General features: G+C 67.3%; 15 protein-coding genes. All 15 read left to right on the top strand.

All coding sequences use genetic code 11. The features are described from left to right. Positions 1 to 22 precede the first annotated feature (22 nt). The 15 genes from DMH01_RS22895 (at position 23) to DMH01_RS22965 (ending at position 12,709) form a co-directional block, all read left to right on the top strand. On the top strand, positions 23 to 568 hold the full coding sequence (locus DMH01_RS22895; RefSeq protein WP_125679291.1) for a hypothetical protein: 546 nt from the start codon (positions 23 to 25) through the stop codon (positions 566 to 568). Beyond that, positions 565 to 822 carry a hypothetical protein gene (locus DMH01_RS22900; protein ID WP_125679292.1) on the top strand — a complete coding sequence of 86 codons (258 nt, stop codon included), beginning with the start codon at positions 565 to 567 and terminating at the stop codon, positions 820 to 822. The genes DMH01_RS22895 and DMH01_RS22900 overlap by 4 nt, the downstream gene beginning before the upstream one ends. Positions 823 to 1,018: 196 nt before the next feature. Then, entirely contained in the window at positions 1,019 to 1,816 is a 798-nt protein-coding gene (locus tag DMH01_RS22905) for a hypothetical protein (protein ID WP_125679293.1), read from the top strand. Positions 1,817 to 1,891: 75 nt separating this feature from the next. Then, on the top strand, positions 1,892 to 2,473 hold the full coding sequence (locus tag DMH01_RS22910; RefSeq protein WP_125679294.1) for a hypothetical protein: 582 nt from the start codon (positions 1,892 to 1,894) through the stop codon (positions 2,471 to 2,473). Positions 2,474 to 2,615: 142 nt separating this feature from the next. Then, complete coding sequence (locus DMH01_RS22915) at positions 2,616 to 3,413, top strand: hypothetical protein (protein ID WP_125679295.1); 798 nt, start codon at positions 2,616 to 2,618, stop codon at positions 3,411 to 3,413. A 19-nt stretch (positions 3,414 to 3,432) separates the two neighbouring features. Next, a complete protein-coding gene (locus DMH01_RS22920) occupies positions 3,433 to 3,852 on the top strand; it encodes a hypothetical protein (RefSeq protein ID WP_125679296.1) in 420 nt (139 codons plus the stop codon). Between the two features lie 54 nt (positions 3,853 to 3,906). Next, a complete protein-coding gene (locus tag DMH01_RS22925; protein ID WP_125679297.1) occupies positions 3,907 to 4,590 on the top strand; it encodes a hypothetical protein in 684 nt (227 codons plus the stop codon). A gap of 272 nt (positions 4,591 to 4,862) precedes the next feature. Continuing rightward, entirely contained in the window at positions 4,863 to 7,211 is a 2,349-nt protein-coding gene (locus tag DMH01_RS22930; RefSeq protein ID WP_125679298.1) for a phage/plasmid primase, P4 family, read from the top strand. Positions 7,212 to 7,253: 42 nt separating this feature from the next. Continuing rightward, positions 7,254 to 9,155, top strand: a complete 1,902-nt coding sequence (locus DMH01_RS22935; protein WP_199745597.1) for a DNA polymerase — start codon at positions 7,254 to 7,256, stop codon at positions 9,153 to 9,155. A 17-nt stretch (positions 9,156 to 9,172) separates the two neighbouring features. Further along, a complete protein-coding gene (locus tag DMH01_RS43060; protein ID WP_199745598.1) occupies positions 9,173 to 9,886 on the top strand; it encodes an HNH endonuclease in 714 nt (237 codons plus the stop codon). After that, complete coding sequence (locus tag DMH01_RS22945; protein WP_158633254.1) at positions 9,883 to 10,335, top strand: endonuclease VII domain-containing protein; 453 nt, start codon at positions 9,883 to 9,885, stop codon at positions 10,333 to 10,335. The genes DMH01_RS43060 and DMH01_RS22945 overlap by 4 nt, the downstream gene beginning before the upstream one ends. After that, positions 10,332 to 10,643, top strand: a complete 312-nt coding sequence (locus DMH01_RS22950) for a hypothetical protein (RefSeq protein ID WP_125679301.1) — start codon at positions 10,332 to 10,334, stop codon at positions 10,641 to 10,643. The genes DMH01_RS22945 and DMH01_RS22950 overlap by 4 nt, the downstream gene beginning before the upstream one ends. Before the next feature lie 390 nt (positions 10,644 to 11,033). After that, entirely contained in the window at positions 11,034 to 11,975 is a 942-nt protein-coding gene (locus DMH01_RS22955; protein WP_158633255.1) for a sigma factor-like helix-turn-helix DNA-binding protein, read from the top strand. Positions 11,976 to 12,008: 33 nt separating this feature from the next. Then, a complete protein-coding gene (locus DMH01_RS22960; protein WP_125679303.1) occupies positions 12,009 to 12,533 on the top strand; it encodes a hypothetical protein in 525 nt (174 codons plus the stop codon). Continuing rightward, on the top strand, positions 12,530 to 12,709 hold the full coding sequence (locus tag DMH01_RS22965) for a hypothetical protein (RefSeq protein ID WP_125679304.1): 180 nt from the start codon (positions 12,530 to 12,532) through the stop codon (positions 12,707 to 12,709). The genes DMH01_RS22960 and DMH01_RS22965 overlap by 4 nt, the downstream gene beginning before the upstream one ends. Positions 12,710 to 12,867: the final 158 nt, after the last annotated feature.

A 12,867-nucleotide genomic window follows, 5' to 3' on the forward strand; every position in this document is an offset into this window, starting at 1 on the left:
CAGCCACAGGGAGGGGATAGAGATGACACGCAGGTCTGTCGGCATCGTCGGCCGGATGCGGTCGGGGAAGGACACGGCCGCCGGGGTGCTGGTGCGGCATCACGGGTACACGCGACTTGGCTTCGCCGACCCGCTGAAGGCCATGGCCTACGAAACGAGCCCGCTCGTGCGGGAGGCGGAGCGGCTCGCGGACGTGGTCGACCGGATCGGCTGGGAGTGCGCGAAGGACGCCTACCCGGAGACGCGGCGAGTTCTTCAGCGTCTCGGGGTGAGCGCGCGGGAGGCCCTCGGACCGGACGTGTGGGTCAACGCCCTGACCGACCGCGCCCGCCTGGTGCACGGGCCCGTGGTCGTCCCGGACGTGCGATTCGCCAACGAAGCGGACGAGCTGCGGGCACGCGGCTTCGTCATCCTCCGCGTCCGGCGGCCCGGCCTGACCGGAGCCGACACCCACGTGTCCGAAAGCGAGTCCGACGCCATTCGCGCGGACGTGACCGTGACCAACGACGACACCCCGGACGCGCTCGCCGACCGCGTCCACCAGCTCGTGAAGGAGTACGTACTTTGATTGCCTATGTCCGCCGGTTCCCGGCCCTGGTCCTCACTCTCGTGGGCGCCCTGGTGGGTCTGCTCGTGCACCTGGTGCCCGGCCTGCCGGACGGCGCCCTGCTCGACGTCGCCGCCGCTGCGGTCTCGCTCATCGCGGGCGTGGAGATCCACCGCCGGGTGACCGCCGTCCCGGCCGACCAGCGCGGCGTGCGCGCCCACGATTACGAGTTCGACGACATCGCGCCGGAGCCGGAGACCGCCCCGGCCGACTGAGCCCGTGGCCTGCCTGCCCGCGTCCGGCTTGTGGTGTGCACATCAAGCGCACTCGAGCCGGCCGCGGGGCCTTCTTGTGGTGTGCACGCCAAGCCGGGCGCAGCTGTGCCGTTGTGGTGTGTACCACAAGTAGCTGCGTTACCATGGTAACGCAGCTTAGGTTTGTTGCAGCAGGCCACGACGGAGGGAAGCGGACATGACGAAGACCGGTAGCGAGATCATCAAGACCATTGAGATGGCGTGGCGCGCGATCCAGCGTAAGCACAAGGAGCTACCCGACGTGGTCGTGGTAACGGGCTCCGGCTTCCACGGAAAGAACCCGAAGTGGGCGCACTTCTGGCCTGGTCGCTGGACGCAGGACGAAGAGGGCAAGGAAGGCGCTGCGCCCAACGTCATTCAGCAGATCCTCACGGGTATGCCGGAACTGTTCGTCTCCGGCGAGTTGCTCGGACTGCCCGGCCGCCGGATCATGCAAACCCTTCTGCACGAAGCCGCGCACGGACTCAACGAGGCTCGCAGCGAACACGGGACCAACATCAACGGCCGCCACAACAAGACGTTCGTGAAGGCCGCGAACGAACTGGGCCTTGTCTGGCCCGAAGGCAAGGCGCCGCACAAGTCCATCGGCTTTTCGCAGGTCGAGATCACCGACAAGACCGCCGCGAAGTACGAAAAGGTCATCGAGAAACTCGAAACCGCTCGTCTCGCGTACCTGGCTGAGGGCCGGAGACTGGAGAACGGAGACCCCGGCGCCTTGGGTGGGGAAGGTGGCGACGGCGGGGAAGACGGCGACGGCGGTAGCGGCACACAGAAGCGCGGCAGGGGCTCGCGCGGCGGGAAGCGCGGCGGGAAGCGGATCTACGTCACGTGCATCTGCGCAGAGGCCGACCCGTTCCCGATCACCCCCGGCCGCCTGGAGCGCGCCCCGATCCTCTGCGGCGACTGCATGGAGCCTTTCCGCCCGCGCGACGAAGAGGACGAAGACGACGAATAAGCACGGCTGAGCTGCGTTACCATGGTCACGGGGCGAGTCCGCATGGAGGGCTCGCCCCGTGAAAGGGTGGGAGACATGGGAGCACATCCGGACCTCACGACCCGGCAGGCCGCGCTTGTCCGCACCGGGGCGGACCTGGCGAAGACTGCCGTCCTGCGCAACTCGCTTGACGCCAAGCAGGAGCTAGCCCGCGTGCTGTTCGAGCTGCGGGGGACGTTCCAGGACGAGAAGGGCAGGCCGGATTACGCGGCGAAGTCGCAGGCGTACCGATCCGCCGTGGCCGCGCTCTACGAAGCGTCGGGGCTGTCCCGTGAGGACTCGAAGCGGCTGCAAGGGTCGGTCCGCCATCAAGTCGGAATCGTGCTGCGGCGGGAGCTGAGCACGGAACAGCTCGCCGAATACGACCTGAGCCCGCAGGACCGTAACGCCCCGCGTCGCAAGAGCGCGTCTGGCGCGGATGTCGATCAGGTCACCAGTGCTCCGGCGAGCCTGCCCGATCAGGTAGCGCAACTCCACGCGCTTGCTACCGCCCTTGTCGACTCGCCGGAAGCGTCCACCTTGGACGCGGACACTGCCGAGAAAGTCCGCGCTGTTCTCGCCGACACGGCCGCCGCGTGTAGCCGTCTGCGTACCCGACTGGAACCCGAAGGCCCGTAGCGGGCAGCTCGAAGAATGAGCCCCTTTCCCTTGTGGGACAAGGGGCTTTTTCATGTCCGGAAACTTTCTCGTCGGATCATGTCCCCTCGCGTCCCTCTACCGCCACTGATCGGATTGAGAGAGCGCGACAGAGGGGAAATGAGTGAGCGCAGTAAAAACCATCAAGCGCGGCGGAAGCCGCTTCTACGTGAACCCTGAGACCCGCGAGAAGGTCCCCGGCGTCACGTCCGTACTTTCCATGCTTCCCAAGCCTTTCCTGACCTATTGGGCCGCGAAGGTCACCGCCGAATCGGCCGTGTCGAACATCGGCCCCGTGGTCGGTCTGGCCATGAACGACCCAACCGGCGCGGTCGACTACCTCAAGCGGGCGCACCGCCGGACCACGAACGAAGCGGCTGACATCGGGACAGAAGTCCATGCGCTGTACGAGAAGTTGGCGCGGGGCGATCAGGTCGGGAGGCAGCATCCGGACTTGGAACCCTACGTCCGGTGGATCAACGAGTTTCACGACAAGTACCAACCGTCCTATCGGCACATCGAAGACACGGTGTGGTCGACCACGCACAAGTACGCCGGTTCGTTCGACGCCATCTGTGACATCGACGGCGAAACGGTGATGCTCGACGCGAAGTCGACGCGCTCCGGCGTCCACGAAGAGGTGGCGTTGCAGCTCTCCGCGTACAGCTACGCGGACCACATCGTGACGCAGGACGGCGAGCAGGCGCCCGTTCCGGAGATCCACGCGGGCGCGGTACTGCATCTGCGGCCGGAGGGCTGGAAGCTCGTCCCGGCTCGTGTCGACGCAGAGGTCTTCGGCTACTTCCTGACCCTGCGCAAGGTTTTCGACTGGGTCACGACCGAAGCGTCAACCGTCATCGGCAAACCACTTTATGAGTCCGTCGCTTCGACCGGCTCCGAACGTCGCTCGTCCAGCAAGTAGCAAGAGGGGAAACCGTTTCATGGCAACGCACAAGGTCACGTACGAAACCACCGACAAGCCGGACACGGCCACGCTGCCCAAGGGCGCGAAGGTCGAGACCGTCTCACCCTTCCCGGCCGTCGTCACCGCGCACCGCCGCACGCTGCGGGTCAACCGCGTGGAGGCGAACGACGAGCACGCCGCAACCATCAAGATCACGGCCGATGGCACCGGGGACGCCAAGGGCTTGCCGCTCACCGAAGCGCAGGCCCGCGAGATCGGCGAAACGCTGATCAAGGCCGCCGACATGGCCGCGAGCGAGCGGGCCGCGCGGGAGAAGGCCGAAGAGGCACGCAAGGCGGAGTCCCGCAGGCTCACCGCCCGGCGCAACGCGGCCTACATGGACGCGCTGTACCGCGAGCTTCGGGCGCCGCAGTACGTGAACCCGTTCCGTTTCTGAGCTTCTGCACCACTGCGGACCAGCCGGGTCCGCACACGACAGCGAGGATTCCTTTTGTCGCTGCGTATTTTCGAGACCGATCCGGACGCCAAGCCCAAGACGCGGAACACCTTCGCCGACGACATCGTCGGGCGTTTCCGCTCCGGCATCCTGATCGGTCGCCGCCCGCAGGCGCTGTCAGAGTGGCGTGTGACGACCGATGACCCGGACGTCGCCGACCGCATGGCGGAGCTGTACGGCGGCACTCCGGAAGAGTGGGACACCGACAAGTCCGACAACCTTCAGGTGATGACCGACTCCGCGAGCGTGTCCGTCGTGATCGAGGACGCTTCCGCACTGCGTACCCGGATGGCTCTCTACGGGCAGGCCGGGCCGATCCACATCTGTGACGGGGCGTACTTCATCGAAGGCCACCCCGAAGATGCGGAGATCGGCGAGTCGTGCGGTTGCCCGCGCGAGCTGACCAAGCGCAAGGAGCAGGCCAAGAGCGGCCGGGGTCCGAAGCCGGACATCCGGCTGCGGTTCCGTCTGGCCGACGACCCGGACCTTGGGCTGTTCCTGTTCTCGTCCGGTTCGTGGTCGCTCGTGAACGACCTGCCGGAGCTGGAGCGGACGCTGTCCGCTGCGGACGGCCCGCTCAAGGCGGACCTGAAACTGACCTTCGTCGAGTACGACACGAAGGCCGGTCGCCACGTCGAGTACCACCGCCCGGAGATCACCATCAAGGGCGCCGCGTAGGCGCTCGCACTACCGCCCCCGGAGCTGTCCACCTGGACCGCTCCGGGGGCCTTTTCGTCGTTCACGACCCGCCGCGCCGGGGTGTTGCCAAATTTTGCCAACTTCGCCCGGCGGCTCGCTTGGCGCAGGTCAGACGTGGTCCGCTCGTGGTGCACACGCCACATCCCCGGCCCCGCGGCCGGCGAAGGGGGCTTGTGGTGCACACACCAACTGATCAGGAGGGGAAGACGTTGCACGTTGACGCGCTGCTACAGCGATTGGGTGGCGGGGCCGTGCTCGAAGACCGGGGCGGGGTCCTGGTGACCTGTCCCGCGCACGGAGACGGACGACCGAGCTTGTTCGTCTCGCTCAAGGCTGACGGGCGGGCGCTGATTCACTGCCGCGCCGGATGCTCGACCGACGCTGTCCTGACGGCCGCCGGGCTGCGGACGGCCGACCTGTTCGGGGTGAGCGGTGAGCCGACGCTCTCCGACGCTCCGCCCGTGGAGCTGGACCCCGGCGCCGTCGCCGCGCTCATGCAGTATGTGACCGCCGCAGCCGCCCGCCTTCCCGGCTCTCAGAGCGCCGTGTACGCGTTTGAGCGGTTCGGGGTCACCGAGGACATGGGCCGGGAGCTTCAGCTTGGCCACGACGACGGGACCGTGACGACGCGGGGCCGGGACTTCCGCACGCAGGCGTACACCGCTCACCCGCGCTTGGTCGTGCCCATGCTCGATTGGCACGGCACCCCGCGCGGGCTTCAGGGCCGCGACATTGCGGGGAAGTGTCCGGCCCGCTGGGTGAACCTCGCGAGCCCGGCCGAAGGCATGAGGTGGTCCGCAACCGGGGTGTTCCGCACCTCCGGGAGCTTCGACACGGTCCTAGTGACCGAGGGACCAGGCGACGCCCTCACGGCCGTGTCCGCCGGGTACACCGCCGTGGCCGTCCGGGGCTCCGGGGTCGCGCGCTCCGAACGCACGGCGCGGGAGCTGGTCGACGGGGCGCCGGACGGGGCCTTGTTCGTGCTCGCCGGGGACAACGACCGCAGCGGCCGGGAGTTCAACGACGCGTTGGGCGCGCAGCTCGCCGCGCTCGACGTTCAGGTGTGCGTCCTCGCCATCCCTGCCGGGATCAAGGATCTTGCCGCGTGGCGTGCCGCCGGACCGGGCGAGTTCGCCGCAGCGCTGCACACCGCCGTGTCCGACGCACCCGCGTGGGCGGCTGTGGACCCGACACCGACGACACCGACCAGGCCGCGAAGGGAGCGAGTGCCGATGGAGGGAACCGACATCGCGAACGCCCGCAGGGCGCTGGACATCGTCGGCAAGGACACGGCCTATGTGGACGGAGTCGGCTTCCTGACGTGGACGGGCAAAGTGTGGTCAGTCATGAGCGCCACGCGGGAACGAGCGATCGGGCACCGGGTGGCCGACGCGATGACGGCGGAGCTTGCCGAGATCCGCGAGCGGTTCGGCGACGAGTCCAACGCTTACAAGTCCGCGCTGAAGACCACGCGCCGGATGCACATGGATTCCGGCATCCGGGCCGCGCTGGAGCACCTGCGCACGATCACCGGTCACGAAGTCGAAGACTTCGACGCACACCCGCACTTGCTCACCTTCGCCAACGGGACCGTAGACCTCCGCACTGGGAGGCTACGGGCGCACGCACGGGACGACCGACTGACCAAGCTCATCCGGCAGGACTTCGACCCGGACGCACAGTGTCCACGATGGACACAGTTCCTCGCGGAGATCTTCCCGGACGACGCCGAGTTGCCCGCGTATATGCGTCGGCTCATCGGGTACGGCATCACCGGCGAGACACGAGAGCACGCCTTCGCATTGCTTTACGGGCACGGCTCTAACGGCAAGTCGGTGTTCGTCAACACCTTGGCGGACGTGCTGCGCGGGATCACGGGGCATGTCTCGCAAGCGGCCGTGGCCTACCAACGAAGCTACGATCCAGGCGCCGCGAACCCGGCTCTTGCCGCGCTACGCGGTGTCCGCCTGGCGGTGCTCTCGGAGCTGTCCGAGGGGCTGCGTCTGAACGAAGCACTGTTGAAACAGCTCACCGCCGGAGACCCCGTTACGGCACGCGAGCTGTACAAGGGGATCTTCACCTTTCAGCCCACCGCGCTCATGCTCATGGCCACGAACTACCGGCCCGATGTGCGTGGGCAGGATGACGGGTTTTGGCGCAGGACAAGGCTCATCCCGTTCACGCGCTCGTTCAGCGACGCGGACAAGGACCCGGCCCTGTCGCGGACCTTGCTCGCCGAAGCGCCGGGCATCCTCGCGTGGGCAGTGCAGGGGGCGGCCGAGTGGTACGCCGGGGGCCTCCGTGAACCCGCGTCCGTGCGCGCAGCCGTCGCCGAGTACCGGCAACAGTCCGACCTATTGGACGGGTTCCTGCCGGGCGTGCTCGTGCGTGACCCGCAGGGAACCATCCTGCAAAAGCAGGCGTGGGACATGTTCCAGAACTGGCGGGACGAAGAGCAGGTGATGCAGGTTCTTCGTTGGGGTCCAAGGGAATTCGCGCGCAACCTGGAATCGCGCAAGGTGAAGAGCGTGCGCGCGAACGCGGGTAAGAAGCTGGTCGGAGTACGGGCCGCACGCCCGGACGAGATCCACGCGGGATAGCCCGCAACCACTAAGCAGACAGGCCGGGCCGCAGGGTTCTCCTTGTGGCCTGGTCAGTTCTGCGCGCTTTCAGCAAGGGGGGCTATGCGCGTACAGCGCTACCGGGTCGCCGGGGAACAGGTCATCGTCCGCAACGTCGAGACGTCCGAGGATGTTTGCGCGTTCCTGGATTGGTGCCGTAGCAACGAAAACCGTCCCATTGCGTTCGACACGGAGACAACCGGGCTTGACATCTTCGCGCCCGGATTCCGGGTTCGCCTGGTCCAGTTCGGCACCGAACGCGAAGCGTGGGTGATCCCGGTCGACCCTCTCGCCGGCCTGGTGTGTGCACCACAAGCCGCCGTCCGCGAAGCGCTCGAAACGTTGCCGTACTTGTTGGCGCACAACGCTAAGTTCGATGCGCTCGCCGTGTGGGCTCATCTCGGCGTGGAACTGACGAGCTTGTGGCGCCGGATCACGGACACGCGGATTCTCGCGCATCTGCTCGACCCGCGCGGCCCGCAGGACCCCGGCGGCATCGGGCAAGGGCTCAAACCCTTGTCGGCACGGCACATCGACCCGGACGCGCCGGACACGCAAGCCGGGCTGTACTCGGAGTTCCGGAAGATCGGGCACAACAAGGAAACCGGTTGGGCCGCAATCGACCTCCGCAATCCCTTGTATACCTTGTACGCCGGGCTGGACGTCATCCTGACGGCCCGCCTGTTCCGCGTGCTGGGTCCGCTCGCGCAGGCCGCCGGGTATGAGCGGCTCTCGGAGTTCGAGCACGCGGTAGCGCTGGTGTGCGCGCGGATGGAAGCAAAGGGCTTCCTGTTGGACGTCGAGTACACCGAAACCCTTGCCGCGCGGCTGCTCGCCGAAGCCGACGAGTGGAGCGGGGTTGCCCGCAGGTTCGGTGTGTCGTCGGTCAACGCTCCGGCGCAGATCTCCGCCGCGCTCGAAGGCATGGGCGAAACCCTCACGGAGACAACGGAATCCGGGGCGCTGAAGGTCGACAAGGAAGTCTTGTTGCCCTTTGCCGACCTTGACCGCAAGTGGCAACGCATCGGCGTGCGGGAACCGAATCCCCTTGCGGACGCTGTGCTGCGGGCGAAGCGCGCGTCAAAGTGGGCGACGTCCTACGCGGACGCCATGCTGTCCCGCCGCGACGGGCAGGACCGGATTCACCCGGACATCGCGAGCCTTCAGGCCCGCACAGCGCGGATGTCGATCTCCCGGCCGCCGCTTCAGCAACTCCCGTCCGGCGACTGGGTGATCCGCCGCGCCATGCAGGCCGAACCCGGCTGCGTTGTCGGCACGGTCGACTATCAGGCGGTCGAGCTGCGCGTACTCGCCGCACTCTCCGGGGACGTCCAGATGACCGCCGCAATCCACGCCGGAAAGGACTTGCACGGCTTCACGGCGGAGCTGATCTACGGCCCCGGCTTCACCGAGTACCACCGCAAGGTGTGCAAGGGCATCGGGTTCGGCAAGGTCTACGGCGGAGGCCCGGACACCCTCGCCCGGCAGACCGGGGCACCGCTGGACCAGGTCAAGGCCGCCATCCGCGCCTATGACCGCGCCTATGCCGGGGTCCGGCGGTACTCGAAGCGGCTTCAGAACCGGGCCGAGTGGGGCGCCAAGGAGGTCATCACCCCGTCCGGGCGCCGTCTCCCGCTTGACCGGCGACGGCTCTACGCGGCCACGAACTACATGGTTCAGAGCACCTCGCGCGACATTCTCGCCGAAGCGTTGTTACGGCTCGATGAGCGCGGCCTGACCGATTATCTCCGGCTTCCGGTGCATGACGAAGTGGTCTTCGTTGCACCCGCCGAAGACGCGAAAGAAATCGGGCTCGAAATTCAATCGACAATGGCGGTACCCGATTTCTTCGGCGTGCCGCTCTCAACAGATCTGGACATCGGCGGACGCACCTGGGGATCGCTCTACGGGGCCGCCGCCTGAGCAAGGAGGGGGAAGCCATGGCGCGGTGTCGCTGCGGAGCAACCGAGGGGGTCCGGGTCTACCCGATGTGGCCGCGCAAGCTCTTCCTGTGCCGCTCGTGCGCGGGAGAGCACTTCAAGACCAGACGGCGACAGGAGACGGCGCGGCTGCTCGCGCAGTACGGCGACATGGACCAGGCGGCCCGCCGGGCGGAGGCTCATCACGTCGCCCTGCGGGCCGACACGGAGCGGCCCGACCTTGGTGTGTGCACCACGAGAGCACCGCTCGCCGGCCGCGGGGCCGGATTGGCGTGCACACCACAAGTCGCCGACGACGTCCGGGCCTGCCTGGACGCACTCGCTGCACAGGCCGCGAGGTACTTCCGCGACTTCGCCGACCAGGCATACCGGGTCTTCCCGTCCTACCGGGATCGGCAGAGAGCACGCGGTCACGCCCTACGGGCCGACCAGCGGGCCGTGTACGCCCTCGCGTATGACGTGCCATGGCTGCGCAGGCTCTACCGCGACCGGTGCGCCTACTGCGGCGGGAAGGCTGAGCACCTGGACCACGTGTGGCCGCTCGTGCTGGCCGGGGATGACGCGCCGTGGAACCTCGCTCCGGCCTGCTCGCCGTGCAACCTGTCCAAGGGTGGGCGGACGTTGGGCGAGTGGTTGCCCGGCAGGCTCGCCGACCTGACCGACGACCAGCGGACGGCCGTCCGGGGCCTGTGGCGCACCTGGACGGCCGCGTGACGGACGTGAAGGTGTGCGCCCGCTGCGGGACGCTCAAGGCCCTGTCCGAGTACTACCGCCGCGCGTCGAGCCGGGACGGCCGCCGGGGAGTCTGCGCGACGTGCACCCGCCGGGCCGCCGCCATCCGCCACCAGGCCACCCGCGACGCGGCACGCAACCGCCGCTACATCGCCCGGTACGGGATCACGGCCGCCGACGTGGACGAGCTGCGGGCCGAACAGCGCTACCGGTGCGCGCTCTGCGGCCGACACGAAGACCGCCTACCGCTTGGGCTCATGGTCGACCACGACCACCTATCCGGGACCGTGCGCGCCTTGCTCTGCCATTCGTGCAACGCCGGAATCGGACATTTCCGGGAGTCGCCGGAGATCCTGCGCGCGGCCGTCGTGTATCTGGCTCGCGCCGACGAATTGCTTGCCATTGCCGACACCGAGAGGGAATCGAATTGAGCTTGAGAACCGACACCTTCGTCTCTATCGCGCGAAGGCTGCGGACTGCCGCCGACGCGTTCGAGGCCGTGGCCGGAGTCGCCGACTCCGCAACCGCGATGTCTCCGAGGGCCGTGCCCGCTCGCCCTGTCGACGGGGTGAGCCGTCCCGTGGAGGACGTCATCCTCGCTCGGGAAGACGCCGGACTGTACGGGGCGCTGGACGCTACTCGGCGTCACATCGTGCAGGCCGTTCTGCACACCGAAGCCGCCACCGCGAGGACCCGCGACGCTGCCCGTTCGCTGGAGATCAGGCAGGCCGCTTCTTGATCGAAATCACTCGAACAGCCTAACGGCCGAGAGTATTCGATGGTGACACTGCTCACATTCAAGTGATCTGTTCGCTACCACATGGACGAACGCGAGAGTTACCGCCGGGGCCGCACCTGATTCACATCGAACACACGTTCGAGTTGATCCGCAGGCCGAGCAGGTGTTTCAAGTTTCAACTGTCCTTACCGGACAGTAGGAAAGAGGCGCTGACCTGCGCGTTACATGTTTTGCCGAACTTTTTTCACGAAGGCGTGCCCCGTCGCTTGGCGCTAGCTTGGCTGAGCAATGCAGCGGTCGGGGACACGAATGCGAGGTAGGGGGAGGACGAGGAGTTTGGTTCAGGGCACAACCCGGCAGAGAGCGCTTGCTGACACTCTGCGTGACCGGATGGACGCGCAGAAGCCGATCCAAGCGCAGGGTGCGGCACTGCCGGGGCACATTGCGCGACTCGCCTTGAGCGGGCTCGCGGGGGAAGCACACGAGGACGCCAGGGAAACGCCGGATCTCGTCGCGGACATCGCACAGGGCGACCGCGCGGCGGAGCTGCCGCTGTACGTGCGGGTGGCGACAGACCTGGAACGGACAGCCGCACGCGTCGCGGGGGACGCTGCACTGAGCCGGGAGGACCTCCACCAGGAAGGCGCACTTCGGCTCATCGAAGACGTGCGCGCCGGACTGGTGAGCGAGCGATTCGGCGGAGCTATCGGCCCTTACATCGGTCGGTCCCTCCGTCGCCACCTGGTCGACCTGGTCGACTCGCAGCGACCCGGCCGCCCGCCGATTCCGGGACGGGAACGGCGCCGCCTCCGGGAAGCGCTCAACGCCACCGTGAACGATGACGGGACATACAGCACGCTTGCGGCCGTCCAATACGCCCGCAACCACTTCGGGTGGAGCCTCGCTCATTTCTGGGCGGTACATGGCAGTGCATTCGGTGCGCCCGTGCAGTGGAACGACGCGAGCAACTCCGGCGGGCTCTCCTTCGCGGAAACCACCGCCGACCCTGCCGCAGCCGAAGCGCTCACCCGTGTTGAAGACCGCGACGACGTTCACCGCACCATTGAGCACGCCGAATTGACCATGCGCGAGCATGACGTCATTGAAGCGATTTTCGGGTTTCGCGGACTGGCCGCCACGACCGAAGAGACCGCCGAGCTTCTCGGCATGTCCTCCCGTCATGTGAAACGCCTGCGCGCTTCCGCGCTCGCCAAGCTGACCCGCGCTGCCGACGCCATCGGAGTCACACGTGAACACGGCGCCGACACCGACGAACCGGCGCCCGAAATCGTCAAGCCCCGTTCGCCCGAAGACGCGCGTTGCGCCGCTTAATTCCGGGCCATACGTACTCTTAAGGAACTGCTAATGCACGTCTATCGTTGTGTTACCGACGAAGAGGACTTCATCGGGATTGCCACCCTTGGCTCTTCGATCCTGATCACCGTCTCCGAAGCCGAATCCACGGACGGACTCGCCGACGCGGCAGAGCTGGAGATCACCAGCGACGACGCCCGCGCGGTTGCCGACAAGATCCGTGAGCTTCTCGCCGAACAGGGCAAGGCGGGCGAAGTCTCCGGCGTCTTCCTGGGCCGGACGACCGACGACCCCGGAATCCTTCTCTGCGTCGGTGTCGACGGCGGCACCGGCCGCAGCGTCATACTCTCCCGGACGGACGCGGCCGACGCCGCCGACAAACTCACCCTGACCGCGTCGGAAGCCGACGACCGCAGGCAGGACGCCAGCCCGGCCGCGACGGCGGAGACGTTCGCCGACCTGACCCGGCGGGCCGCCGCCCTGAAGATCACGGCCACCCTGTTCGAGGCCGGAGACGTGGACCTGTTCGAGGCTGCGGAGTGGGTCGCGGCCGAACCCGCAGCAGAGGCAGCATGAGAGCTGAGGCCGTGACCTTGCATCGGGTCTCGCCCTGCGAGCACGGGAAGACGCACCACATTCGGGAGTTGGTCGCAGGCTCCGAGTTCAGCGTTCGCGAGTGCCGCACGAAGAACGGCTTCCCGCGTACGCACCTGGTCACGGCGGACAAGTACCCGGACACCGTCCAGCGCTAGTGGCGTGCACACCACAAGACCCCCTTCGCCGGCCGCGGTGCGGTTTGTGGCGTGTGCACCACAACTGTTTTTAGTCGTTTGAAATGTGCACCACAATGCGCCGGGCAGTGATGAACCTATTGCGGGGTATTGCAAAACTCCGGCGCGCTGCGAGTTAC

This window comes from Amycolatopsis sp. WAC 04182, assembly GCF_003947465.1.
In the GTDB taxonomy this organism is placed as follows: Bacteria; Actinomycetota; Actinomycetes; order Mycobacteriales; family Pseudonocardiaceae; genus Amycolatopsis.

Coding starts and splice junctions, on each gene's coding strand:
- DMH01_RS22910 (WP_125679294.1), top strand. CDS start 1,892: ATGGGAGCACATCCGGACCTCACGACCCGGCAGGCCGCGCTTGTCCGC.
- DMH01_RS22960 (WP_125679303.1), top strand. CDS start 12,009: ATGCACGTCTATCGTTGTGTTACCGACGAAGAGGACTTCATCGGGATT.
- DMH01_RS22905 (WP_125679293.1), top strand. CDS start 1,019: ATGACGAAGACCGGTAGCGAGATCATCAAGACCATTGAGATGGCGTGG.
- DMH01_RS22965 (WP_125679304.1), top strand. CDS start 12,530: ATGAGAGCTGAGGCCGTGACCTTGCATCGGGTCTCGCCCTGCGAGCAC.
- DMH01_RS43060 (WP_199745598.1), top strand. CDS start 9,173: ATGGCGCGGTGTCGCTGCGGAGCAACCGAGGGGGTCCGGGTCTACCCG.
- DMH01_RS22895 (WP_125679291.1), top strand. CDS start 23: ATGACACGCAGGTCTGTCGGCATCGTCGGCCGGATGCGGTCGGGGAAG.
- DMH01_RS22920 (WP_125679296.1), top strand. CDS start 3,433: ATGGCAACGCACAAGGTCACGTACGAAACCACCGACAAGCCGGACACG.
- DMH01_RS22955 (WP_158633255.1), top strand. CDS start 11,034: ATGGACGCGCAGAAGCCGATCCAAGCGCAGGGTGCGGCACTGCCGGGG.